Here is a 22,972-nt window from a genome sequence, read left to right as displayed (position 1 = left end):
ATAAAAAACAAGATGACTGGAAGCGGTTATCTTGTTCTTTTTTTATAAATTTTACAAATTCATTTTATTTTATTTAATTATTTGTGAATATTAACCATAATTATGAGGATATCCCTTAAAAATTAAAAGAATGCTTCTACTTCCCATTGAAATTATGTTACATTTAAACTAGGTAAAAAATTTCATGAAGAGGAGAGAGGATTTTGGATTTAGGGCAAAAACTTAAATTTTTACGAAATAAGCAGAATTCTACCCAGCATGAGATAGTTGAAGGTATTTGTTCTGTATCCTATTACAGCAAGATTGAAAACGGTAATGTCGTTCCTAATGAAGAGATTCTACAATTGCTTGCTGAACGGTTTGGAATCGCCCCTGAAGAATTAGTACAAATAGAAGAAGTGGTGAATGATCAGGTTGTTCAAGAAGCAGAGAATATCTATAATTTGATTAAAGAAGACCAAGCTGCAGCCAAAGAAGCTTATCAATCATTTTTGGAAGACTTCGAAAATTCATCAGATCCTGGTATCAGACTGCTGATCAGCTTAATAGAGTTGCGATTTGCTTTAAGATTTTCAACAATAGAGGAAATTGAAGAAAAATTTCAAGAGGCAGAATCTTTACAAGATTATAGTAATTTGAAGACGATGCCTTTATTTAATAGAGTTTGTGGCTTATACTATTATGAAACAGGTGATTACGATGCTGCATTAGAGTTATACCTGGGGCTGGCAAACTCTTTAAATTATCCGTATAAAGCAGATATTCACTATGAACTTTCTTTGGTTTACAACCGGAAAGGTAACATATATAAATCGATTAAGCACTTGGAAAAAGCTTTAAATGAGTATTTACAGGAAATGAACTATGATAAATGTACAGTTTGTTATTTTTTGCTGGGTATTAACTACTTTAAGATGGGCAATTATGACGAAGCGATTGATTATTATGATCGTATAGAGAAGGTTATAGAGGATGATAAAAATTTACTTCGGAAGGTCTATCATAATCTGGGACTGGCCTTTGAAAAAAAGAAGGATATTGAAAAAGCAATTGACTATTATCAAAAAAGTTTCTCCGTCTCTGTAGAAGAACAACATAGTATGAAAACAATATATGCCTTAGCAAAATTGTACTTGAGCATGGAGAATAAAGAAAAAGCGATGCAGTATATTACGGAAGGACAAGAAGTGGCAGAAAAAAAGGGATTGGAAGAGTATATCATTAAGTTTCATGTACTTCATTTACAGTTGAATGAAGAGAATATTAAAGAATACTTAGAAACCATTGCCATACCGTTTTTGGAAAAGAAAAATGATAAAGAGTTTCTAATACATTATAATGTATTGCTATCTAACTACTATTCTCAAAATAAGCAATATAAACAGGCTTATTTTAAGATAAAAAATGTTTTGGATATGAAAGGAGGGATTTGATGAAGAAATTATTAATTGCTGCATTAGCCGTATTCGCATTTTTCAGTGTAACGATGTCTGTAAGCGCTGCAGACGAAATCGAGTACCCAGATTCAACGCATAGCCTTGATCCGAAAGATTTTTAAGAGAGTATGTGAAGGATGAAAAGCTGTCTTGTACCATTAGATTGGTGGAAGATGGCTTTTTTTTTGCAGAGCAGATGAATTTGGATACTTTTTTAGGGAATAGATACATATCGTAAGGAAGCGTTGGAAGTTAGAGAGCGGTTTATCGAAAAAGAGATTGTTTTTATTTATATTTCATGGTAAAGTAATAATATTTCCGTTACAAATCGTAATGATTACGTTTTTGGTGAATTATTTTATGGGGGGCGTTTAAAATGGAAAGCTACATAGAAGCAAAACTTTTGAATAAGGTGATCAGCCGATTTCTCTCAAACGAGGAGCAGTTATTATATGAAAAAGTAATAAATATAGAAAATATGATTTCTGAAAAAGCATTAACACCCGAACATTTTATAGATTTAATCCGAGCTGAATCTCCTCATAAGCATGTAGCTGAAGCGTTCAATTTATCCTTACATGAACTTTTGGAAGTGTTAAAAGAAATAGAAATAAAGATAGAGAAAAGAACGAAAATGATAAAAGCAGAAGCACGTTGGCTTGATTGTACAAATGTTGTTTCGACTGCCTTTGAAAAAAATGAACATAGAAAATATTTTTATACAGAAGGATTGTAATGAAAGGTAATAGAGAAAAACAACCATTCGGAAGCGGATATGGGAATCAAATAGGGAGGAATCTTAAGAAAAAATTTTAACTTTTCAACCGTAATGATTACGCTTTTGGGAAGGAGAGGAACAGGTATGTATAAATGGATAGTGATTGGTGGAGGAATCCAAGGAAGCTGTGTTGCTTCACGGCTGCTTGAAGAGAAAAAAGCAGAGGTAAAAGATGTACTGATTATTGATCCACATAAACAGCCATTGGAAAGATGGCGCACAATCACAGAGAAGATTGAAATGAAATATTTACGCTCTCCTTTAGTACATCATTTGCATACGGATCCATACAGTTTAAAAAAATACTCTTCTGAAAACAATTATGCCTCGGGTTTGAAAGGACAGTATCAGCGACCGCGTTTGGATATGTTTAATCAGCACAGTATGGATTTGTTAGAAGAAACAGGCGTCATGGAATGTTGGCTGCAGGGAGTGGTAAACGGACTGTCATGGACGGAACAGGGATGGGAGGTTTGGGTGGAAGACGGACGTTGTTTCTTTAGTGAGAGAGTGGTGCTTGCTATGGGAGTGAATCATACCCCTCATTATCCCTCATGGATTGACTCGTATAAGGATCATAAAGCAATAAATCATGTGTTTGAAATGGATAGCAGCCTTCCGGAAACGGGGGATGTGATTGTAGTTGGCGGCGGGATGACAGCAGCACATCTTGCCTATGCACTTACACAAAAAGAATCTATTCATTCTGTCACCATGGTGAAGCGGCATCCGTTACGTGTTCACCATTTTGATAGTGATCCAGGATGGCTCGGGCCTAAGTATTTGAATAAGTATCATAAATTGACCAGCTATAAGGAACGAAGGCTGGTTATACAAGAAGCAAGGAATCGAGGTTCCATCACCAGAGATTTATATTTGAAATTATTGAAGCAAAAGAGAGCAGGAAGGCTGGATATTCATACAGGCTGTATTCAAAAGATTAGAGAAGACACGGATGGAAGTATGCAGCTGTTTATGGAAAATGAAGCAAAGCTGGAAGGAACCGCTATTTTACTGGCAACCGGTCCAGCCATTGCAATGCCGGGAAAGGAATGGTTAGATCCGGTAATTGAGCAGATGCAGCTGCCCTGCGCCCCATGTGGTTTTCCGATTGTTCCTAGATCGCTGGAATGGAAGAATGGTTTGTTTGTGGCAGGAGCGTTAGCTGAGTTGGAGATAGGTCCGGTTTCCAGAAATATTGCAGGAGCAAGGAAGGCTGCGGAACGGATTTTGCAGTTTGCTTAAGGAAATAGAATAGGGAGTTAGAACCGCCTCATTGACTATGGATTATTGTGTGAGGCGGTTTTTTTATGAGATGAAAATATAAAATTAGCTGGGATAGTTTATTTTTTGCAATTATATATAGGATGATGTTTAAATTTTGTTTAAAAATAGAAATTGGCGATTCTTTTCATTCGCAGAATTGCTATGATGGTTAATAGATAAATGATTATACTTTATTTGAAAAGCACATCAGGAGAGAAAAAAATAATCATAAGGAAATTGATAAAGTGATGAGGTGGAATAAATGGCACGCATCCTATATATCGAAGACGAACAAGAAATTGGCCAATGGGTAACAGAGGACTTAACAGGAAGAGGGCATAATGTGACTTGGCTGATTTCCGGAAACCAATTAGAACAATATATAAATGGTATCGACCTTGCCATTTTAGATATTATGCTGCCGGGACTTGATGGTTTCTCTATTGGAAAACGAATCAAAAAAATGAATCAGGACACACCAATTGTGATGTTGTCTGCGCGCTCTGCCGTGGAGGACAAGATAGAAGGATTAAGCTTTGCAGATGATTATGTTACCAAGCCGTTCCATCCGGATGAATTAGCAGCACGTGTGGAAGCTTTGCTGCGCCGCTTTCAAAAAGAGAATGACAGTCTCGAAATTGGGCATCTGCAAGTAGATACGAAATCATTGGTTATTATCAATAAGCATACAGGAGAAGAAATTTTGCTGACAGGAAAGCAATATCAGCTGTTTCAATATTTCCTTCGCCATCTGAATCAAATTTTAACGAAGGAGCAGCTTTATGAAGGCGTATGGGGCGAACGGTTTATGGAGGGAGATAAAACGTTGATGGTGCATATCCGATATTTGCGTGAAAAAATTGAAGAAAATCCAGCGAAACCAACAATTATTGAGACGATTCGTGGGATTGGATATCGGGTGAAAAAATGAAGCGGTTTTTGAAATCTTTATTAGCAAAATATATATTGATTATCCTCATTGCCATTTTTTTAGTACAAGCAGCCTACTTCATTATCATTTTTGTTTTCTTTAATTTAGTAGACGATTCGGATTCCCCAGAGGAAGGGGAATATACATTTACAGAAATAGAAGAGAAATGGCATCAGGAAGCCACTGCCGTAGTATCGGAAGACGATGTGAATCAACTATTTGAAGAGTGGCGGGAGGTCTATCCAAACGCGTCTATGTTTTGGGTGAATGGGAATGGTATTTTGGCTGAACAAAGTAACCTTCAAGAAAACTTACCTGTGGAATGGGATGCAGCTTATACTGCAGATTTCTTAAAAAGGAATTACAATAATGATCCATTTACTGTTGTTGCTTTTGCAGGAGAAAATGAGGAAGATGGCTTTATTGTCTTTCAACTGGAGCGGGAAGTGATGAAACCCCAGGGACAACGCCTTTTTGATCAGTATAGCTGGGCTATTGTTATGTTAACGATAGGTGTTGTGTTTTTGTTTATTTTTATATCCCTATGGTTTTTCAGAGGAATTCGTAAACGTCTTGTCCATCTGCAAGAAGCAATGGAAATTCGAGATACAGATGGGTTACCGATCCTTATTGAAGAAAAAAAGCAGGATGAGATTGGTGATTTAGAGAAGTCTTTTAATCAAATGGTACAGGAATTAAGAGAGAGCAGAGAGCGTGAACAAGAAGAGGAACAACTGCGTAAAGAGCTAATTGCTAATTTATCACATGATTTACGAACACCTTTAACTAAAATAAACGCACAAGCCTATACATTGCAGAAAATGAATTTGCCAAAAGAGGCAAAGCATTCCCTTAAGTTGGCGACAACCTCTATTGAAGACGTGGATAAATTAATCGAAAATCTACTGTCTTATACGCTGCTTATGGCGAGTAAGTATAAGAAAGATTTAAAAGAAATAGATATGGCAAGGTTCCTCCGACAGTATTTGGCAAGCTGGTATCCAGCCTTTGAAAAGGAAAGGTTTGAAGTTAATATTGACATAGAACCTTTTGAACAAAATATGTGGAAAGTAGATTCATTGTGGTTCAGCCGGATTTTAGATAATTTGTTACAAAATGTGCTGCGTCATGCGGCAGATGGCAAATATATCGCAGTGCGAACAGAGTCAACGGAGCACCACGATGCCATTGTTATTATAGATAAAGGAAAAGGAATGCAGACGAGTACAGATCAAAATGGTGCTGGGATTGGTCTTTCTATTGTTGATATGATGGTAAAAGGTATGGACCTGGATTGGGACATGAATTCTACGGAAGAAGGAACAACGATAAAAATTATTAGAGTAAAAAGATCTGATGTTTAGGCCTTGTTTTGAGTAGAGAAATTCTCTTAAGGGAGAAGTGATAATGAAAAGTGCTTACGTATATTGGGGAAATGGAAAAGTAAAATTAACTTGGATACAAGCTAACGAACTTCCAGAAAAGGAATTGATAACAAGTGCACACGGTTTATGCTTCAAGGATAATAAATTGCTCCTGGTGAATTTAAATCACAGGGGCTGGGATATACCGGGCGGGCATATTGAAAAAGAGGAAGCGCCTGCAGATTGTTTTAAACGTGAAGCTTATGAAGAAGGCTATATTACAGGCAGTTGTTCGCTTTTAGGATATATCGCAGTAAATCATACCGAAAATATCGAATGGAATTCGGAAGGACGTTACCCAAAAGTTGGTTATCAGATTTTTTATCGCATGGATGTGCAGCAAATTTATGAATTTAAAGCCGCTCATGAATCGAGAGATAGAATATGGATAAATCCGAAAGATATAAAAAAATATAATAAAAATTGGAATACATTACATCAAAGTATTTTAGATGTTGCAATGAAAAGAGACGGGTGATATAAACTGTCTCTTTTTTTGGCATTTCACCAAGCAAGATAACTTAAAAATTCCGGCTTTTTTAAACAAATTTTAAACAAAGCACATACTTTATTTTAACCTTCCATCTTTAACCTTGAAAGTAGAGGTGATAATCATGGAATATATCGTAGAAACAAAGAACTTAACAAAATCATTTGGAAAAGAAAAAGCAGTGTCAAATTTGGAAATGAAGATACCAAAGGGAGAAATCTATGGCTTCCTTGGTCCTAACGGGGCTGGTAAAACGACAACAATTCGTATGCTGTTAGGGTTGATGCGGCCAACTTCCGGCTCTGTTCAATTATTTGGCAAAGATATGAAAAACAACCGGATAGACATTTTGAAAAATGTGGGTTCGCTGGTAGAAAACCCTTCGTATTATCCGCATTTAACTGCCAAAGAAAATTTAGAAGCAAGCAGAAAAATTCTTCATGCACCAAAGGAAAGAATAGATGAAGTATTGAAGCTGGTTCGCCTGCATGGAGTTGGGAATAAAAAAGTAAAAGGTTTTTCACTTGGAATGAAGCAGCGCCTCGGGAGTGCTGCTGCCATGCTTCATCAGCCGGAGCTGCTCATTTTGGATGAGCCTACAAATGGACTGGATCCATCCGGTATTATTGAAATGCGTGAATTGATTCAAAGTTTGCCGAAAGAATATGGGATGACGGTATTAATATCCAGCCATTTATTATCTGAGATTGACCAGATGGCTACAAGAGTTGGTGTTGTTTCTAAAGGGAAAATGATTTTTCAGGATTCTATCGAAAACATGCGTAAAATTGCACAAGCTTCGATTCAAATAAAGGTAAATGATAATGAAGCAGCTTGGCGTTCAATGCTTGCCAATGGACAAAAAGCCGATTTAGGAGAAGAACATATCAATCTGCAAGTGGAGGACGATGAACAGGTAGCTGCTTCCATTGACTACCTCGTCCAGCAAGGCTTCTCTATCTATCGGGTGCAAGAAGAAACACGGTCTTTGGAGAATATCTTCTTGGAGATGACAAAGGAGGAACATGCAGAATGATTTTTCCACTGATACAATCGGATTTTTTAAAGATAAAGCGTAAAGGTATGTGGCTGTTGTGTCTGATTGGCCCTTTGGGCGTGGTGGCATTGCAGATGGTCAATTATGGAGTGCGAAAAGATTATCTGTTTGAGCAGATGGATGATCGCTGGCTTTACTATCTTTTGAATATCAATACATTTACCCCGCTTGCGATTGTTTTGGGGATTGTGATTTTAACATCTTTTATGTCGAGTATTGAAGATGAAACCAATGCATGGAAGCAGTTAGTTGCTTTGCCTGTATCCAAACGGTCAGTATATCTATCTAAGTTTACGGTAATCAGCTGTATCTTATTTTTGTCCTCCGTCCTTTTATTCCTGTTTGTATTTGGTTACGGTCTGACATTGGGATTAGGAGAAGATATTCCGTATTTACGGTTAATGGAGTACAGTTTTTTACCTTTCTTTGCTGCTCTGCCGGTGTTAGGACTGCAGCTCTGGGTGGCTACGATAAGTAAAAATCAGGCTATCCCGGTAACTCTAGGCGTGATTGGTGTTATTTTTGCATATTCTGCTCCGCTTCTACCTGATTGGATGATGTGGAAATGGCCGGCTCTATCTAATGATTGGGGTCATACGTATATCAATGCCTTGTTAGGAATCGGCTTTGGAGTGTTTCTGTATTTGCTGGGAATGATTGATTTTAAAAGAAGGGACGTTAAATAAATGTTTTCCGTAATAAGTTCTGAATGGTATAAGCTGCGAAAGTCAAAAGTACTACTACTTCTATTAGTGGCACCGCTGATTGGATTATTTATAGGAATGTCCAGTCCGCTAGGCGATATAGGGGCACCCAATCCATGGTATGAAAAATTGATAATGATGAATTTTACCTACGCTGTTTTATTCCTGCCGTTAATTTCAGGGGTCTTAGCTAGTGTGATTTGCCGGTACGAGCATCAGGAAGGAGGTTGGAAGCAGCTGCTGGCGCTGCCAGTGACAAGGAGAAAAGTCTTTCTATCTAAATATCTATTGCTGCTGCTTCTGGTGTTTGCGATGCAATTATTGTATCTGGTCTCTATTTATCTGGTTGGAATGATAGAGGGGATCACTGATCCTTTTCCGATGGATATTGTCTGGAAAACGATTGTAGGAGGCTGGCTGGCCACTTTTCCATTAATTGCTTTACAGTTATGGGTTTCGATCGCATTTAAAAGTTTTGCCGCCCCATTCGCGATAAATGTTATTTTTACATTACCAACGATTTTAGTTATTAATTCGGAGCGTTTTGGCCCATATTATCCGTGGGGACAGCCATTTCTAATGATGAATATTGGCGGAAGTACAGGAGATGTCTTTTTTGTTCCCTGGAATCAAATATTAATGGTGATTGGCGGCAGTTTTCTATTGTTTTTCATTGGAGGCTATCTGTATTTCCAGAGAAAAGCGATTTAATAAGAAGAAACACAAAAGGAATGGCAGTCGTCTGCTGTTCCTTTTTCCATTATAATAGGGAGAAGGCAACGTTTTAAAAGAGAGGATATCTTAAAGTGCGAAACAGATATATTTATTGTGATTCATTTGGTAATCCTAATGAAGTATTAAAAATAACAGACAAAGAAATCACTCCCCCTGAAGCAGGAGAAGTACTTGTACGCATGTTAGCCAGACCAATTAACCCATCAGACTTAATCCCGGTAAGAGGAAGCTATTCACACAGAATTCCTCTGCCCTATATTCCGGGCTACGAAGGCGTCGGAGTTGTAGCGGATGTTGGTGCTAATGTCAGCAAAGAGCTAATAGGCAAGCGTGTTTTACCATTACGGGGAGAGGGGACATGGCAGGATTTTGTCCGGGTGCCTGCTGCATTTGCTGTACCTGTACCGGAATCCATTGATAAGATACAGGCTGCACAACTATATATTAATCCTTTGACGGCGTGGGTTACGCTGACAGAGATATTGAAATTACAGTCAGGTAGTGTGCTGTTAGTTAACGCTTGTGGGTCGGCAATTGGACATTTATATGCGCAGCTTGCAAGAGTTTTAAATTTACGTTTGATTGCAGTTGTGAGAAATGATAAACATACACAGAAGCTTTTAGAACTTGGCGCTTCTGAAGTGGTAGATATCTCAAGCCAATCCCTTTTTGAAATGGTGATGGACAAAACAAATGGAAAAGGAGCCGATGCGGCGATTGACTCATTGGGAGGCAGTGCTGGTTCTGATTTAGCTGGCTGTTTGCGCAATCAGGGACGTTTTTTGAGTATCGGCTTGTTGTCTGGACAGCAGATGGATTGGGGAGGCTTTGCAGATAAAGTGAAAATGAATATTTTTCATTTAAGACATTGGAATAAGGGGGTAAGCCAGGGGAAATGGCAGGGGGCCTTCCAGCAAATTTTGAGGCTTGTGGAGAAGGAAGAGCTGCTGCTGGGTATTGAGAAAGCAAATTATGATTTGGCAGATATAAAGCAGGCATTGGATACACTTACCGATGGCAGAAAGGGTAAAGTAATCTTATCCGGCAGCTGACGATGTTTTTCCGATAAAACCCGTTTCTTTTTTGTCGAGTGGTTTACCGAAGAAGTCTCTATACTTGAATCAATGGAAGGAGGGAAAGGAAATGCAAAGCAGCATGAACGAAGCATTACAATATATTGAAGAGAACTTGGATACAGAAATCGATGAGAAAGAAATTGAAAAAATTACTGGTACGTCGATTTACCATTTCCGGCGAATGTTTTCTTTCTTGGCCGGGATGACTCTCACAGCCTATATTCGCAATCGGAGGCTTTCCAATGCAATGTTTGATCTGCTGCGGGAGGATGTTAATGTGACAGATATGGCTTTTAAGTATGGTTATCATTCTGTTGATGGTTTCTCCCGCGCATTCCGGGAATGGGCAAGATGTAAACCTTCTGAAGTGAAGCATCAGCAAAAGCACAAACTTAAAGCTTTTCCGAAACTAACCTTCCAACTAACGATTCAAGGAGGAGCAGATATGAATTATCGAATTGTGGAAAAAGAAGCATTTAAAATAATTGGTGTCAGTAAAAAAGTGCCAATGCAGTTTGAAGGAGTTAATCCGGAAATTGAAAAGCTGGCGCAAAGTATTACGGAATCTCAAAAAGGCAAAATGCATGAACATGCTAATCTAGAGCCTAGACAAGTAATTAATGCTTCGTATCATTTTGATGAAGGCAGAATGAAAGAAGAAGGATATTTAGAGCATATGATTGGTGTATTGACAGACGAAGAAGGACCGTTTGGCGGGCTGGATGTGCTGGAGGTACCTGCCCATACTTGGGCTATTTTCTCTTCACAAGGACCGTTCCCTCAAACGATGCAGGAAATATGGGCAAAAATTACTGCTGAATGGTTTCCTTCCTCCAGTTATGAATTAGTGGAAGCACCTGAAATCTCTTTTGTAGAAGATTATAGCAATCTGGATAATGTATATAGTGAGATTTGGATGGCTGTAAAGAGAAAGGATTAGAAGGGACACAAATGTGAAAAACGAGGTGCTGCTTTAGAGCGCCTCGTTTTTCATAATGATGATATTTGTTTTGGAGATTCATAAAGGATGCTTCCCTTACGATATGTTAACCCTCCAAATTATAATCAACCCACATCCCGTAATCCGGAAATGTAAGCAGGGATGGATTTGGAAAAAGCAGCTGAACATCCTCGACATCATCACTGACTATTTCATAATAGACGGTTCCTTCCAGCGTTTCACCTGGACCAATTTTTCCCTCAGGTCCTTCATATAAATCTTCGACAGGTTGTCCATCGATTACAAGGTGATTAGAACTGTTTGCTCCTTGACCATCTACCAGGCCTTCTACATGCGGCTGTGGAAATTTATGATATAAAGTTACATCTTCATCAAGTTGATTTTCAAATGTCATATCAACAGCAAGCACAGATTCCGTTTCATCTCTTAAATCAAGATTTTCATTCCCTTCATTGATTTCCACATTGCTGATATTCACCTTGAAAAATGTATCTTCTCCATAATCGTTTAAATACATGTCTTCTCCAATATCATAAGTGCCAATCTGATCTCTGCGCTCATCCTGAGGAGTGTGGAAAACAATTTCAGGTATATCCTGCATGAAATTCCACATGAGTGCACCGGCATAGAGTGATTTTTCATCTGCCGCAACAGCTCCGACCAAATCCATGGATTCGCCTTCGTCTAAACTTTCCTGGAAAGACGCCAGCTGGTCAGTGAATGTATCGTTTTCAGGGTAACTTAAATCAAGGTCGAAACTTCCATTAAGAGCTGCATATTCCGGTATAACGTCCCCCATATTAATGGAACGATCCCCGATATTTTCTACGGTATAATCAACAAACGCAACAGCGTCATCCTCTGATGGGGAAGCGATACTTTCTTCAATAAATGCTTGATGATCATCTCCGTCCTCTATCCATATCTCATTAACGGTAATTTCTGCAGGGACACCAGAACTGTATCCCTCGATTTCAAATGTTTCTCCCATTTCATGATAGAGCTCAGAACCTTCTGATTCATCATTTGTAGCTTCTTCCTCCGTACCGTTAGCCGCTGTATCTTCCGTCTCTTCATTTTGATCTGCTGCGGCGCTCGAGTCTTCATTGTTTTCATCGGAATTAGAGCTGCATCCAATCATCAAGACTGCGAAAGCAATGAATAAAAGGAGCGTTCGTAAAAAACCTGCTGTTCTTGCTGTTTTGTACATTGCCGTACTTCCTTTCTTAATAATTTTTAGAAATTTGAGCAAATAATCCTTTGTTCTTACCTTATCATTTAAAGACAATGGCATCAAATAATTCTAAAATATGTGAATAATATAATTATGTTATGGATATCCCAAAAGGGCAGTATGTGATAAAATTTTAGTATATAAAATGAACAGGAGCTGTTAGGCATGATTAAACATATTGTACAATGGAATCACCGTGAAAATTTTAGTGAAGCAGAGAAGAAGACCAATGCAGAGAAAATTAAGAACGAGTTAGAGAGTTTAAAAGAGAAGATAGATGGTGTTGTTTCTATCAAAGTCATTATTGATCCGCTGGCGACAAGTGACCGTGATATTATTCTGGATAGTGAATTTGAAACGGAAGAGGCGTTACAGCAATATCAAATACACCCGGAGCATGTCCGTGTATCCGAATTTGTAAAGGAATGCGTGCAGGATCGAGTTTGTGTCGATTATCAACTATAATCACGAATAGAAGCAGTGTAGAAAGGTTTTCTATACTGTTTTTTCTGTGTGCAGCAAGGGTTACATAAAATGAATCTGAGAAAGGATGCAGTTGGATGAGTGACAAATGGCTAGAGTGGGCAAAGCAAATCCAGTCGTTAGCACAGGCAGGATTAACTTTCACAAATGATATGTATGATAAAGAGCGGTATGAACAGCTGCGTACCTTAAGCATCGAGATAATGAACGAATATACGGACCACAATTTTGAATCTATCCGTGATTTATTTGCTAATGAAACAGGATATCAGACTCCAAAAGTAGATGTGCGGGGCGTAGTTTTCAAGAATGACCGTATTTTAATGGTACGTGAAAAACATGATGATGCTTGGGCGTTACCAGGCGGTTTTTGCGATGTCGGTGAATCGCCAAAAGAAAATGTTACCAAAGAAATTCTGGAAGAAGCGGGGTTTCATGTTGAAGCCAAGAAGCTGCTCGCTGTTTTTGATACGAATAAGCATGCGCATCCGCCACAGCCTTACCAATATTATAAATTATGTATTCAGTGCGAGATTATCAGCGGGGAAGCCAGCTTAGGTATGGAGACAAAGGGGATTGATTTTTTTGCAGAGGATAACCTGCCTAATCTTTCATTAAACCGGAATACGGAAATACAAATCAAACGTTTATTTGAATTTTTAAGAGACCCGGAGAAACCGGCATTATTTGATTAATACCATACGGATGAAGCATTGCTTCTTGGGAAGAAGAGAATATTTCTGCTGTTCTAAATTTCTTGTAAAACACGTCCATGTCCTTTAGAATAGGGATGTTTTCTTATATGATGAGGCATGCACAGGAAGAAGAGAATTCCTGGCAATCCGAAAGTAAATGGAATAATCAAAAGTGGAAACATATTGATATAGAAGCAAAAAGGAGAGTAGACATGGACCGGACGAAATTAAGCTCGGAAAGTAATCGATTTATCGAAAAACTGCGGCTGTATTTATTTTCTCAAGGGATTGAGCAGTCGGATATTGAAGATGTTGCAGATAATCTGGCACAGCAGCTTTATGAGATGGAACAGAATAATGAGCCGATTGAACAAATTACCAATCAATCCCCACAGGAATATGTAGACAAGCTGAAAAAAGAAGTGGATGAAAAAATGAATCCGTCGGTATCCTGGCTGATACCTTATATTCTGATCGGCGCGATTGTTTTTATGCTGTTTGGGGACGCCTTACGCGGGGTATTGTATGGAGAAATTGTAGCGTACAGTCTTTTTAGAATCCTGAGTACCGTTGTTATTGGGCTATTATTTATCATTGGTTCTGTATTTGCAGTGCGGTATACTTCTGGAAATCAGTTATCTGAATCTAAAAAATATGCCATGCTCGCTATTCCGGCAGTGATAGGCATGCTTTTATTTATAGCGGCTTATTTTATAGATGGTTATGTGGAAACGTCGCTTGTTACGATTCCATTCGCAGGTAGTATGATTTTATTAGGAGTTGTAACAGCAACGGCGATACTGCTGTCTGTTTGGGCGAAAACATGGATATTGCCCGTTATTTTAATAGCTTGGAATTTTCCGCCCTTGATTTTGGAAAATACACCGCTTGGAGTAGATATGCAAGCGTTTCTGGGTATTATTTTAACGGTGTTGATTGTAGGGGCTTATATTTATTTAGAGTTTCAAGAAGAAAAATAGCTGTAACCAGACATATTTTGTTAGAATGTAAGCAATGAAAGATAAGCAGGAATCAAAATAGATAAGAGGTGCTTGAAGTGAAGGGTTACTTGGCAAATGGGTTATTTTCAATGGGCGATCGTTATGTGAATGAACAGCTGGCAAAGGCGATTCGTGAAGCTGTTCCAGAGATAGATTTATATCTCCCGCAGGAAAATGCTGCAATTAATGATAAAACGGCTTATGCCAATAGTGAGATTATTGCAGAAGCGGATTTATCCAAATTGGAAAAGAGTGATATTTTAATCGCAGTACTGGACGGTATAGAGATAGATTCTGGTGTAGCTGCTGAGATTGGTGCTTTTTCGATGTTGAAACGTCCGATTGTTGGTGTATTTACGGATACCCGCCAGCAGGGGAGAGATAATCAGAAAAAGATAGATGCGCTTGTGGAAGATGCTTTAGAAAATCAATTTGTTTATCGCAATTTATTTTTAGTAGGCTTAGTTAAGCGGAATGGTGTGATTACCTCTACGATAGAAGAGGCTGTGGAAGCTGTATTAGAGGTAAAGAATAGACAGCTATAATGCTTTTAGAGAAAATCAAAATTGTCCTTCATGCTGCTATGATGGGCGGGTTTGGTTTTCTCTTTTTTATTGATGTCCTCCATCCTATTTAATGAATAAACAGATAATGTTGAAGGAGAAGGGTTATGTCAAAAACGGAAAGAATCACCTTAAAGCTTTTATCCGAAGAATACATGGATCAGCTGTATCAATTTGAGCTTCCGGAAGAGCAGCATCAATTTACTGCGCTGCCGAAAGAGGTCGTTGATCTGGCTGAAGGTCAGTATGGCGTTATGATTATGAATCACGGGGAGCCGGTGGGTTTTTTCCTGCTGCATCAGACAGACCGTGTAAAAGAATACACCGATAACCCTCACGCTATCCTTTTGACTGCGCTATCTATTGATCAAGCTCATCAACGCAAGGGGTATGCCAGAAAAGGGATGCGGTTACTGGAGGATTTTGTGAAGGATACATTTCCTGAATGTGATGAGATCATTTTAGCAGTTAATCATAAAAACACAGCCGCACAAAAGCTTTATCAACAAGTTGCATTTGCAGATACGGGTATACGAAAAGAAGGTCCTAAAGGAGAGCAATATATTCTAGCTTTAAAGCTTAGGTAAATCGAGTAAAAAATATTCCTGTTTCTAGGTATTGTAAAAACACAGGACAATTGTATTGTTATTGAAAGAAAGTAAAAGAATAGAATGAAAAATCAGTTCTTTTTCCCTGTTGATTTCCAATCTCGCTATGCTATTTTTAAAAGGAAAAGACGGGAGGAAGAAAATGAAAAAAATACTTGGTTTGATGACAGCGGGAATAATGGCTTTATTTGTACTAGCTGCGTGTGGAAATGATGAAGGTAATGAGAATAATGCTTCTGACAATGAACAGGCAGAGGAAAGTGAGCAGGCTGAAAGTGGCGAATCTGCCGGTGATGGAGAAGAGAGTACAGAAGAAGAGCAAGAGCAGGAAGAAATCCAGCCGGGCGATGTAGAATCAGATATATTTTCCGCGCTTGTGGCAGGTTCGGAGACGTATTCTGTTCAGGAAAACGGCGTTGATATTTTAGAAGATGGTTCTGTACATAGCCGCTTAAAGGTAAATCTGGAGATTGATGATGGTGACATTGATTTTGATTATATGAAACAAACCGCAGAGGATGATACGGAGATAATTGGAGAATTATTAGGGGAAGTGGAAGCCGTTGAAACAGCTGAACTGACGTGGTTATTTAATTACCATGGTCCGTTTTACACCTTTCAATTAGAGCGGGATGGCGATAAATTAATGGTTACGGAAGAAGATTTTAACGGAGACCAATTAAATGATCATATAGAATCGTATGTCCCTGCGTCAGAAGTAGAATAAGATTTAGATTATCTGCAAATATAGAATTCATTGCTCCGACAGGCGGGAAGACACCTTTTTCAAGCGTGTGAAAGGTATAGACTAAGTGAGGGGGAAACGAATATGAGTAACGTATTTACTGCATACGAAAGTACGATAGCCGCTGTTTCCGAACTGAAAAAAGTAGAGGAACAGACATTGAACACTCCTATAAAAGAAGATGCCTGGTCGATAAGAGAAATTATTGGTCATATGTATTATTGGGATGACTACAATCTTCATAATATGGTTTCCCAAATGCAGCAGGGAGCGAACCTGCCGGCATTTCCAGACCACGATACGCAGAATGAAAAGGCGATTCAATCACTTGAGGGAAAAACCGTTGATGAAATAATAGAGTTATTTATGGAACGGAGGAAGCAGCTGTTAGAGAAGATTAGAACGGTAGATAAAAATGATAGATTTACCATCGGAAGCGGAAAGCGGAAATTTTCAGCAGAGAGCTTCCTTAAAATTTTTACAAAACATGATGAGCATCATTTAAAACAGATAAAAGATTTTCTGGCTGCGGCTTAAGCGGCAAAAAGCGATCCGGCGGGCAGGTTGATTCATTGCTTGTTGGATCGCTTATTGTATGAAAAGATTCATTTAAAGTTAGCATATACTTTCAGCTTCCCGATGGTTTCAAAGCCGAGCTTTCGATAAATACCCTCCGCTTTCGGAGAGGCTTGAAGGGTGCAATATTCAGCTCCTGCAGCTATAGCAGACTCTATCAGATGGTACATCAGCTTTGTACCCAATCCGCGTCCTCTTTCCCTTTCTAACACAGCAATATCATGAATTCCTGCTGTGTTTTCCGTAAACAATAATGAACCAATAGCAACCGGTTTGCCCCGGTAATAGCCAAGAAAATGCTGTGACTGTTTATAATCTGTAAAGCTATGCTGTGCAGCACGATGAAAATAATGATTGATTTGTATTTCTTCCTCGGTCTCCTCATATAGACTGGCCAGAATTGCACCGAAAGTAATCAGTTGTTCTGGAGCAGTAACTTTTTTAAATTGCATCGTTGAATCTTTATGAGGACCCCCAGGATGAAATGCTGTCAAATCAGCAATCATTCCTAAATAATCCGTTTCGTATTCAACTAACCCCGCTTTTTTAAACATACTGGTTATCTCTGGTTGGTCTTCCCATCCCCATACATTCATGGGGTATCCTTTATTTTCATACATAGCTATGATTTTTTGAACATGTTCCTCTTGCGGGAGCGGGGTATCTTCGGATAAGGTAACGACATTAAAATTATAGGATGGAAGCTGGGCATCGATAGAAGTAAAGCCATGTTCTTCATAAATGACTGCTTCCTTTGTTTTTCTTGCTGCTGCTTTTGATTTCTCAGTTAAATTATGCATCATGATTTCCTTCTGCTCTTTCTTATCCATCACGCCACTTCCTTTCCTGACAAAGCTCGCTTTTATTCTATCAATGAAAAGTTTGCGGCGTCCATTAATCGTGAAAAGAAATCAAATCATTTCCTTGACAATACCTATAAGGGGTATGTTATGATGAGTATAGAATGTAAGGGAGGTTAGAAAAATGGCTAGCGAAACAATTCAAGTTCAGGGTATGTCTTGTCAGCACTGCGTGAGTTCTGTTGAAGGAGCGGTAGGCGGTCTGGATGGCGTAGATACAGTGAATGTTCGTCTTCAGGAAGGTAAAGTGGATGTTGCCTTTGATGAAGGGAAAGCTAAACTGAACGATATTACCGAAGCAATTGACGATCAAGGTTATGATGTTGTTTAAATAGGAACACATCTTGTCTAGATATTTTAATAAAGGTCGTGCGAGAGGTTTCGCGCGATCTCCTTTATAAATAATTGCATACCCTGTATAGGTATGGGAGGTGGTTTGGGTGGAAGCTAAAAAAGAAGTCACATTGCCTATTGAAGGAATGACCTGTGCGGCTTGTGCTACCCGAATTGAAAAAGGCTTGAAGCAGGTAGACGGTGTAGAAGATGCCAATGTTAATTTTGCAATCGAAAAATCGACGATACACTATAATCCAGAGCAGACATCGGTAGCGGATTTTGAGAAGAAAATCGAACAGCTGGGCTATCATGTCCAGCATGACAAGCAGACCTTTGATGTAGAGGGCATGACCTGTGCAGCATGTGCGAATCGGATTGAGAAACGTTTAAATAAAATGGATGGCGTGACAGAAGCCAATGTCAATTTCGCATTGGAAAATGTGGCGGTTGAATATAATGAAGATCAAGTAACGTCCCAGGATATGATGGAGGTTGTGAAGAAGCTCGGATATTCCCTTAAACCTCAGGTATCCAAGGAAGAGACATCAAATCGGAAAGAAGAGGAGATTCGTCATCAGACCGGAAAATTTATCTTCTCCGCTATTTTGACGCTCCCGTTATTATGGACGATGGTGACGCATTTTTCCTTTACATCGTTTATTTATTCACCGGATATGCTGATGAATCCATGGGTGCAATTAGCGCTGGCCACTCCCGTGCAGTTTATTGCAGGGAAGCAGTTTTATGTAGGAGCTTATAAAGCATTAAGAAATAAAAGCGCGAATATGGATGTACTCGTTGCTCTAGGAACATCGGTAGCCTATCTCTATAGTATTTTTCTCGGAATAGAGTGGCAGATTCATGGCGCAGCTGGCATGCCTGAACTTTATTTCGAAGCTGCTGCGGTGATTATTACGTTAGTTCTGCTTGGGAAATTATTCGAGGTTCGTGCAAAGGGACGTACCGGTCAGGCAATTAAAAAGCTGTTAGATATGCAGGCGAAAACAGCCCGTGTTATCCGTGACGGGGAAGAGCTGGAAATTGCCATTGAAGAAGTAGCTGTCGGCGATCAGGTTATCGTCCGTCCAGGAGAGAAAATACCGGTTGATGGCGCGATTGTCAAAGGCAAATCAGCTGTGGATGAGTCAATGATTACCGGGGAAAGTATTCCAATCGATAAAAATATTGGGGATACTGCAATTGGCTCTACCATCAATAAAAATGGCATGCTGACAATCGAGGCCACGAAAATTGGAAAGGATACCGCACTTGCGCAAATTGTAAAAGTTGTAGAGGAAGCGCAGGGAAGCAAAGCGGATATTCAGCGAGTAGCAGACCGTGTATCTGGAATCTTTGTTCCTGTAGTTGTCAGTATTGCGGTTGTGACATTCCTTGTCTGGTATTTCTTGGTTGCTCCAGGAGATTTACGCGCAGCTTTAGTTCCTGCAATTACGGTCCTGGTTATTGCTTGTCCCTGTGCACTTGGGCTTGCGACGCCGACATCGGTTATGGCCGGATCAGGCAGAGCTGCGGAATTAGGCGTTCTGTTTAAAGGCGGAGAGTATCTAGAAAATACACGTATGATTGAAACAATTGTACTGGATAAAACAGGAACCGTCACCAAAGGAGAGCCTGCTTTGACAGATGTTGTTCCTCAAGGAGATATTACCAAGGAGGAGCTGTTAAAAATGGCAGCTTCTGCTGAGAAGCATTCGGAGCATCCGCTCGCAGAAGCCATTGTGAAAGGTGCAGAAGAAGAGCATATTGATTTAATCGAAACGACCGACTTTGAATCGGTACCCGGAGCAGGTATTCAAGTAACCTGGGAGGGAGAACCTCTCCATATTGGTACAAGAAAATTGATGAAGCAGCAAAATATCGAAATTGATTCCATCGAAGAAAAAATGATAGAGCTTGAAGCTGCAGGAAAAACGGCAATGCTTATCGGTTATAGAGGTGCACTGGCAGGAATGGTTGCTGTTGCTGATACGGTGAAAGAAACATCAAAAGAAGCGATTGAACGTTTGCATGAACAAAACTTGGAAGTTATTCTGCTTACAGGAGATAACGAAAGAACAGCGCAGGCCATTGCCAAAGAGGTTGGTGTCGACCGTGTCATTGCAGAGGTCTTGCCAGATCAAAAAGCAGATGAAATTAAACGTCTGCAGCAGGAAGGCAAAAAAGTAGCGATGGTAGGCGACGGCATTAACGATGCCCCCGCTCTGGCAATTGCCGATATTGGAATGGCAATTGGTACAGGAACCGATGTCGCCATAGAAGCAGCAGATGTGACGCTAATGCGCGGTGATTTACACAGTGTGGCTGACAGTATTGAGCTAAGCGCCAAAACAATGCGGAATATCAAGCAAAATCTATTTTTCGCCTTTGCCTATAATTCTGCATCTATTCCAGTTGCTGCGATTGGACTGTTAGCCCCATGGGTTGCTGGCGCAGCGATGGCGTGCAGCTCCGTATCCGTCGTGCTCAATGCACTCAGACTTCAGCGCTTGAAGCTGAAAAGGGAGGCGTAATCGATGTCGATTAAAAAATGGGTAAGTATCGGGATTATTTATGTATGTGCTGTAGTTATTGCATATGGTGTGATCACAGGGGATAATCCATTTGAAAGCAATGATTTAGAGCCTCATGATCATGCAGCAGCACAAGTTGTAGAAGTAAATTCAACTGATTTTATATAGAAATAGATAACAGCCTGTATTCTTTTATCGAGAATACAGGCTGTTTTTTTATTAGGAAGATGTCCAGCTTCCTCCGTTAATATGAATAGCTTGTCCAGTCATATAAGAAGCTTCCTTGGAGGCAAGCATCACATAAGGCCAAGCATGCTCTGATGGCTGACCGGGCCGTCCCATTAAAGAATCTTGTCCAAATTGTTCCACTTTCTTTTCGTCAAATGAAGATGGAATCAACGGTGTCCATACAGGTCCAGGAGCGACGGTATTCGCTCGAATTCCTTTTTTAGCAAGACTTTGTGCAATACTTCTAGTGAAAGCAGTAATCGCCCCTTTGGTTGCCGAATAGTCCATTAATGTAGCATTTCCTTTATAGGCATTGATGGAAGAGGTATTAATGATTGAATCTCCTTGTCCCATATGCGGAACAGCTGCTTTCGTCAGATAAAATTGCGAGAAGAAATTCACGCGGAATACTTCTTCAAACTGTTCAGAAGGAATATCTTCTACATTTTCCTGGTCAAATTGGATGGCAGCATTATTGACTAAAATATTGATGCCGCCAAATGCTTCTACTGTTTTTTGGACTAAATCAATACAATGAGCTTCTTCTTTGATATCTCCAGGAAGAAGGAGACATTGGACGCCCTCTGCTTCGACTAGCTTTTTCGTTTCCTCTGCATCTCCGTGCTCATCTAAATAAGAGATGGCAACATTTGCTCCCTCTTTCGCGTATAAAATAGCAACAGCACGGCCAATTCCGCTGTCACCGCCGGTGATCAGCGCATGTTTTCCTCTTAGTTTATCTGTACCTGTATAATCTGTTGGCTGATGCGGGAGCGGGTTCATTTTCGATTCAATTCCCGGCTGCTTATCTTGTGATTGTCTTGGTGTACTGCCTTTTTGCATTTCTGTCGGTTTCATCATACGTTCCTCCCTTTTTTCAGTTTCCAAGTATGTATCAACATTTTTCCACTTACGAGCGTTTTATAAACCTTTTAATTTGAAAGGCATATCAAAGAGATGAATAGAAGCTGCAAGTTTTTAAAATTTTAATTGTATCAAATTAGAAGAGAGCTGATTCTAGAGAGCGCGGAGCAGGAGTATTCTTTTCTCTTTAACTCATATCACCTTTTATACAATCAAAGCTCTTCGTGATAGCACTATATGATGATGTAATACATTTCATAAATATAAAATATTAAATTCTATATTTATAGAATATGTGTTAAACTAAAATAAATAACATACGAGGAGTGATCAAGTGGATGTTCTGCAAACAACAAGCAGAGAAAGAGAAACGTATCAAGTCAAGCTCCATTATTCTATTTTGTGGGAATGTGCGTTAGGAATTGCGGCAATAACAAATACCCGGCTGCTGGATACATTAGATAAGCCTAAAGAATATTGGATGCAGATAAGAGAATCTATTTCCGCAGCGTTATCGGAGGAATTGGAATTTGTTGAAAAAAATAATACGTGGAAAGCATTGCTCCAAATACTTCATCAGCAGGAATTTTCAAGTCTAGAAACGTTCGAGCAATATGTACAAGGTTTAACAGATACAGAGCTGAAGTTTATCTGCCTGCCTTTTGTCGGAGGTCATTATCAGACCGACCGGGAGCAGGCTGCGCAAGGAGAGACAAAGGCAGTCAAAGAGCTGATGCGTGTTACAGAACATAACCCGTTCTTTCCAGCATATATCGAATTTATCAGTACCTGTGAAGCGGAATCTTTAAAAAAGCATCTGACAAAGGTAATGAACAGCTGGTATCAAGAAGTAGGGAAGGAGAAACAGCAGGAAACCGAAGCAATTTTAGAAAAGGATTATCAATCAAAAAAAGAGAGGCAGCAGAAAGTGTCTTCGGAGGAACTAGTGCAATGGGCGACCGGCGGGGTGACTTATATACCTGAACCCAGTGTCCACACCGTCTTATTGATTCCTCAATATATTTATCGTCCGTGGAATATTGAAGCAGATATCGAAGGAACCAAAGTATTTTATTATCCGGTTGCGAATGAAAGTGTGTCTCCAAGCGATCGGTATATGCCTGATTATTTTCTCGTTCAGAAATATAAAGCATTAGGTGACGAGGTACGCTTGAAAATGGTTAAATTATTATCTGAACATCCAAGGACGCTGCAGGATATGACAGAAAGACTAGATATCGGGAAATCGACGATTCACCATCATTTAAAAATATTAAGAGCAGCAAAAATCGTAGAAATACGCGATTCCAAATATTGCTTGAAAAAGAATGTATTTTCCCTTTTAGCGAAAGAATTTGACTGGTATCTGGAAAAATGAAGGGGATAAAGC

Annotated in this window: 26 protein-coding genes; 23 read left to right on the top strand and 3 right to left on the bottom strand. The window is 39.4% G+C overall.

From position 1 onward, the window contains the following. The first annotated feature begins 203 nt into the window (after positions 1-203). The 12 genes from ACW0TQ_RS03145 (at position 204) to ACW0TQ_RS03090 (ending at position 10,837) form a co-directional block, all read left to right on the top strand. On the top strand, positions 204-1,433 hold the full coding sequence (locus ACW0TQ_RS03145) for a helix-turn-helix domain-containing protein (protein ID WP_193062690.1): 1,230 nt from the start codon (positions 204-206) through the stop codon (positions 1,431-1,433). Further along, positions 1,433-1,558, top strand: coding sequence for a hypothetical protein (locus tag ACW0TQ_RS03140; RefSeq protein ID WP_256705596.1), 126 nt, complete (start codon positions 1,433-1,435; stop codon positions 1,556-1,558). The genes ACW0TQ_RS03145 and ACW0TQ_RS03140 overlap by 1 nt, the downstream gene beginning before the upstream one ends. Before the next feature lie 254 nt (positions 1,559-1,812). Next, positions 1,813-2,172 carry a hypothetical protein gene (locus ACW0TQ_RS03135; protein WP_193062692.1) on the top strand — a complete coding sequence of 120 codons (360 nt, stop codon included), beginning with the start codon at positions 1,813-1,815 and terminating at the stop codon, positions 2,170-2,172. Between the two features lie 126 nt (positions 2,173-2,298). After that, entirely contained in the window at positions 2,299-3,459 is a 1,161-nt protein-coding gene (locus tag ACW0TQ_RS03130; protein WP_289584724.1) for an FAD/NAD(P)-binding protein, read from the top strand. Positions 3,460-3,742: 283 nt separating this feature from the next. Then, positions 3,743-4,411 carry a response regulator transcription factor gene (locus ACW0TQ_RS03125; protein WP_455725328.1) on the top strand — a complete coding sequence of 223 codons (669 nt, stop codon included), beginning with the start codon at positions 3,743-3,745 and terminating at the stop codon, positions 4,409-4,411. Next, positions 4,408-5,775: a sensor histidine kinase gene (locus ACW0TQ_RS03120; RefSeq protein ID WP_455725327.1), complete on the top strand. Its 1,368-nt coding sequence runs from the start codon at positions 4,408-4,410 to the stop codon at positions 5,773-5,775. The genes ACW0TQ_RS03125 and ACW0TQ_RS03120 overlap by 4 nt, the downstream gene beginning before the upstream one ends. Before the next feature lie 43 nt (positions 5,776-5,818). Next, the gene (locus tag ACW0TQ_RS03115; protein ID WP_455725326.1) at positions 5,819-6,313 is read left to right on the top strand and encodes an NUDIX hydrolase; all 495 of its coding nucleotides are present in this window, start codon (positions 5,819-5,821) and stop codon (positions 6,311-6,313) included. 136 nt (positions 6,314-6,449) lie between these two features. Beyond that, a complete protein-coding gene (locus ACW0TQ_RS03110) occupies positions 6,450-7,361 on the top strand; it encodes an ABC transporter ATP-binding protein (protein WP_455725325.1) in 912 nt (303 codons plus the stop codon). Next, complete coding sequence (locus tag ACW0TQ_RS03105) at positions 7,358-8,068, top strand: ABC transporter permease (protein ID WP_455725324.1); 711 nt, start codon at positions 7,358-7,360, stop codon at positions 8,066-8,068. The genes ACW0TQ_RS03110 and ACW0TQ_RS03105 overlap by 4 nt, the downstream gene beginning before the upstream one ends. Beyond that, positions 8,069-8,797 carry an ABC transporter permease gene (locus tag ACW0TQ_RS03100; RefSeq protein ID WP_193062711.1) on the top strand — a complete coding sequence of 243 codons (729 nt, stop codon included), beginning with the start codon at positions 8,069-8,071 and terminating at the stop codon, positions 8,795-8,797. Positions 8,798-8,892: 95 nt separating this feature from the next. Beyond that, positions 8,893-9,873: a zinc-dependent alcohol dehydrogenase family protein gene (locus tag ACW0TQ_RS03095; protein ID WP_193062713.1), complete on the top strand. Its 981-nt coding sequence runs from the start codon at positions 8,893-8,895 to the stop codon at positions 9,871-9,873. Between the two features lie 91 nt (positions 9,874-9,964). Then, positions 9,965-10,837 (top strand): AraC family transcriptional regulator, encoded by an 873-nt coding sequence (locus ACW0TQ_RS03090; RefSeq protein WP_455725323.1) that lies wholly within the window; start codon positions 9,965-9,967, stop codon positions 10,835-10,837. Positions 10,838-10,943: 106 nt separating this feature from the next. On the opposite strand, the gene ACW0TQ_RS03085 is transcribed toward ACW0TQ_RS03090, so the two are convergent. Continuing rightward, entirely contained in the window at positions 10,944-12,068 is a 1,125-nt protein-coding gene (locus tag ACW0TQ_RS03085) for a DUF4352 domain-containing protein (RefSeq protein WP_332093920.1), read from the bottom strand. A gap of 189 nt (positions 12,069-12,257) precedes the next feature. Between ACW0TQ_RS03085 and ACW0TQ_RS03080 the strand changes: the two genes are divergently transcribed. The 7 genes from ACW0TQ_RS03080 (at position 12,258) to ACW0TQ_RS03050 (ending at position 16,724) form a co-directional block, all read left to right on the top strand. Beyond that, positions 12,258-12,557 (top strand): Dabb family protein, encoded by a 300-nt coding sequence (locus tag ACW0TQ_RS03080; protein WP_193062717.1) that lies wholly within the window; start codon positions 12,258-12,260, stop codon positions 12,555-12,557. Between the two features lie 95 nt (positions 12,558-12,652). Then, positions 12,653-13,270 carry an NUDIX hydrolase gene (locus tag ACW0TQ_RS03075; protein ID WP_193062719.1) on the top strand — a complete coding sequence of 206 codons (618 nt, stop codon included), beginning with the start codon at positions 12,653-12,655 and terminating at the stop codon, positions 13,268-13,270. Between the two features lie 107 nt (positions 13,271-13,377). Then, complete coding sequence (locus ACW0TQ_RS03070) at positions 13,378-14,250, top strand: HAAS domain-containing protein (protein WP_455725322.1); 873 nt, start codon at positions 13,378-13,380, stop codon at positions 14,248-14,250. 77 nt (positions 14,251-14,327) lie between these two features. Next, positions 14,328-14,816, top strand: coding sequence for a nucleoside 2-deoxyribosyltransferase (locus ACW0TQ_RS03065; RefSeq protein WP_455725321.1), 489 nt, complete (start codon positions 14,328-14,330; stop codon positions 14,814-14,816). Positions 14,817-14,941: 125 nt separating this feature from the next. Next, positions 14,942-15,421 carry a GNAT family N-acetyltransferase gene (locus ACW0TQ_RS03060; protein WP_042531478.1) on the top strand — a complete coding sequence of 160 codons (480 nt, stop codon included), beginning with the start codon at positions 14,942-14,944 and terminating at the stop codon, positions 15,419-15,421. 163 nt (positions 15,422-15,584) lie between these two features. Continuing rightward, positions 15,585-16,169, top strand: a complete 585-nt coding sequence (locus ACW0TQ_RS03055) for a hypothetical protein (protein WP_042531480.1) — start codon at positions 15,585-15,587, stop codon at positions 16,167-16,169. 102 nt (positions 16,170-16,271) lie between these two features. Beyond that, positions 16,272-16,724: a DinB family protein gene (locus ACW0TQ_RS03050; protein ID WP_042531483.1), complete on the top strand. Its 453-nt coding sequence runs from the start codon at positions 16,272-16,274 to the stop codon at positions 16,722-16,724. 68 nt (positions 16,725-16,792) lie between these two features. On the opposite strand, the gene ACW0TQ_RS03045 is transcribed toward ACW0TQ_RS03050, so the two are convergent. Further along, a complete protein-coding gene (locus ACW0TQ_RS03045) occupies positions 16,793-17,593 on the bottom strand; it encodes a GNAT family N-acetyltransferase (RefSeq protein ID WP_455725320.1) in 801 nt (266 codons plus the stop codon). A 154-nt stretch (positions 17,594-17,747) separates the two neighbouring features. Here ACW0TQ_RS03045 and copZ point away from each other — a divergent pair, with 154 nt between their 5' ends. The 3 genes from copZ (at position 17,748) to ACW0TQ_RS03030 (ending at position 20,658) form a co-directional block, all read left to right on the top strand. Next, positions 17,748-17,954: a copper chaperone CopZ gene (gene copZ / locus ACW0TQ_RS03040; RefSeq protein ID WP_455725319.1), complete on the top strand. Its 207-nt coding sequence runs from the start codon at positions 17,748-17,750 to the stop codon at positions 17,952-17,954. 109 nt (positions 17,955-18,063) lie between these two features. Next, positions 18,064-20,490: a heavy metal translocating P-type ATPase gene (locus tag ACW0TQ_RS03035; RefSeq protein WP_455725318.1), complete on the top strand. Its 2,427-nt coding sequence runs from the start codon at positions 18,064-18,066 to the stop codon at positions 20,488-20,490. Between the two features lie 3 nt (positions 20,491-20,493). Then, a complete protein-coding gene (locus ACW0TQ_RS03030; RefSeq protein WP_193062728.1) occupies positions 20,494-20,658 on the top strand; it encodes a hypothetical protein in 165 nt (54 codons plus the stop codon). A gap of 51 nt (positions 20,659-20,709) precedes the next feature. On the opposite strand, the gene ACW0TQ_RS03025 is transcribed toward ACW0TQ_RS03030, so the two are convergent. Then, positions 20,710-21,576 (bottom strand): SDR family oxidoreductase, encoded by an 867-nt coding sequence (locus ACW0TQ_RS03025; protein ID WP_455725364.1) that lies wholly within the window; start codon positions 21,574-21,576, stop codon positions 20,710-20,712. 340 nt (positions 21,577-21,916) lie between these two features. Between ACW0TQ_RS03025 and ACW0TQ_RS03020 the strand changes: the two genes are divergently transcribed. Next, the gene (locus ACW0TQ_RS03020) at positions 21,917-22,960 is read left to right on the top strand and encodes an ArsR/SmtB family transcription factor (protein WP_042531493.1); all 1,044 of its coding nucleotides are present in this window, start codon (positions 21,917-21,919) and stop codon (positions 22,958-22,960) included. Positions 22,961-22,972 lie beyond the last annotated feature (12 nt).

It is taken from the genome of Oceanobacillus sp. M60, from assembly GCF_053839645.1.
The sequence above is the reverse complement of the archived record's forward strand: the minus strand, read 5'-3'. Positions and strand labels throughout refer to the sequence as shown.

What these genes read in the sequence shown, in the direction of transcription:
- ACW0TQ_RS03140 (WP_256705596.1), top strand. Translation starts at nt 1,433, where the DNA reads ATGAAGAAATTATTAATTGCTGCATTAGCCGTATTCGCATTTTTCAGT.
- ACW0TQ_RS03135 (WP_193062692.1), top strand. Translation starts at nt 1,813, where the DNA reads ATGGAAAGCTACATAGAAGCAAAACTTTTGAATAAGGTGATCAGCCGA.
- ACW0TQ_RS03130 (WP_289584724.1), top strand. Translation starts at nt 2,299, where the DNA reads ATGTATAAATGGATAGTGATTGGTGGAGGAATCCAAGGAAGCTGTGTT.
- ACW0TQ_RS03125 (WP_455725328.1), top strand. Translation starts at nt 3,743, where the DNA reads ATGGCACGCATCCTATATATCGAAGACGAACAAGAAATTGGCCAATGG.
- ACW0TQ_RS03120 (WP_455725327.1), top strand. Translation starts at nt 4,408, where the DNA reads ATGAAGCGGTTTTTGAAATCTTTATTAGCAAAATATATATTGATTATC.
- ACW0TQ_RS03115 (WP_455725326.1), top strand. Translation starts at nt 5,819, where the DNA reads ATGAAAAGTGCTTACGTATATTGGGGAAATGGAAAAGTAAAATTAACT.
- ACW0TQ_RS03110 (WP_455725325.1), top strand. Translation starts at nt 6,450, where the DNA reads ATGGAATATATCGTAGAAACAAAGAACTTAACAAAATCATTTGGAAAA.
- ACW0TQ_RS03105 (WP_455725324.1), top strand. Translation starts at nt 7,358, where the DNA reads ATGATTTTTCCACTGATACAATCGGATTTTTTAAAGATAAAGCGTAAA.
- ACW0TQ_RS03100 (WP_193062711.1), top strand. Translation starts at nt 8,069, where the DNA reads ATGTTTTCCGTAATAAGTTCTGAATGGTATAAGCTGCGAAAGTCAAAA.
- ACW0TQ_RS03090 (WP_455725323.1), top strand. Translation starts at nt 9,965, where the DNA reads ATGCAAAGCAGCATGAACGAAGCATTACAATATATTGAAGAGAACTTG.
- ACW0TQ_RS03085 (WP_332093920.1), bottom strand. Translation starts at nt 12,068, where the DNA reads ATGTACAAAACAGCAAGAACAGCAGGTTTTTTACGAACGCTCCTTTTA.
- ACW0TQ_RS03080 (WP_193062717.1), top strand. Translation starts at nt 12,258, where the DNA reads ATGATTAAACATATTGTACAATGGAATCACCGTGAAAATTTTAGTGAA.
- ACW0TQ_RS03075 (WP_193062719.1), top strand. Translation starts at nt 12,653, where the DNA reads ATGAGTGACAAATGGCTAGAGTGGGCAAAGCAAATCCAGTCGTTAGCA.
- ACW0TQ_RS03070 (WP_455725322.1), top strand. Translation starts at nt 13,378, where the DNA reads ATGATGAGGCATGCACAGGAAGAAGAGAATTCCTGGCAATCCGAAAGT.
- ACW0TQ_RS03060 (WP_042531478.1), top strand. Translation starts at nt 14,942, where the DNA reads ATGTCAAAAACGGAAAGAATCACCTTAAAGCTTTTATCCGAAGAATAC.
- ACW0TQ_RS03055 (WP_042531480.1), top strand. Translation starts at nt 15,585, where the DNA reads ATGAAAAAAATACTTGGTTTGATGACAGCGGGAATAATGGCTTTATTT.
- ACW0TQ_RS03050 (WP_042531483.1), top strand. Translation starts at nt 16,272, where the DNA reads ATGAGTAACGTATTTACTGCATACGAAAGTACGATAGCCGCTGTTTCC.
- ACW0TQ_RS03045 (WP_455725320.1), bottom strand. Translation starts at nt 17,593, where the DNA reads ATGGATAAGAAAGAGCAGAAGGAAATCATGATGCATAATTTAACTGAG.
- copZ (WP_455725319.1), top strand. Translation starts at nt 17,748, where the DNA reads ATGGCTAGCGAAACAATTCAAGTTCAGGGTATGTCTTGTCAGCACTGC.
- ACW0TQ_RS03030 (WP_193062728.1), top strand. Translation starts at nt 20,494, where the DNA reads ATGTCGATTAAAAAATGGGTAAGTATCGGGATTATTTATGTATGTGCT.
- ACW0TQ_RS03025 (WP_455725364.1), bottom strand. Translation starts at nt 21,576, where the DNA reads ATGAAACCGACAGAAATGCAAAAAGGCAGTACACCAAGACAATCACAA.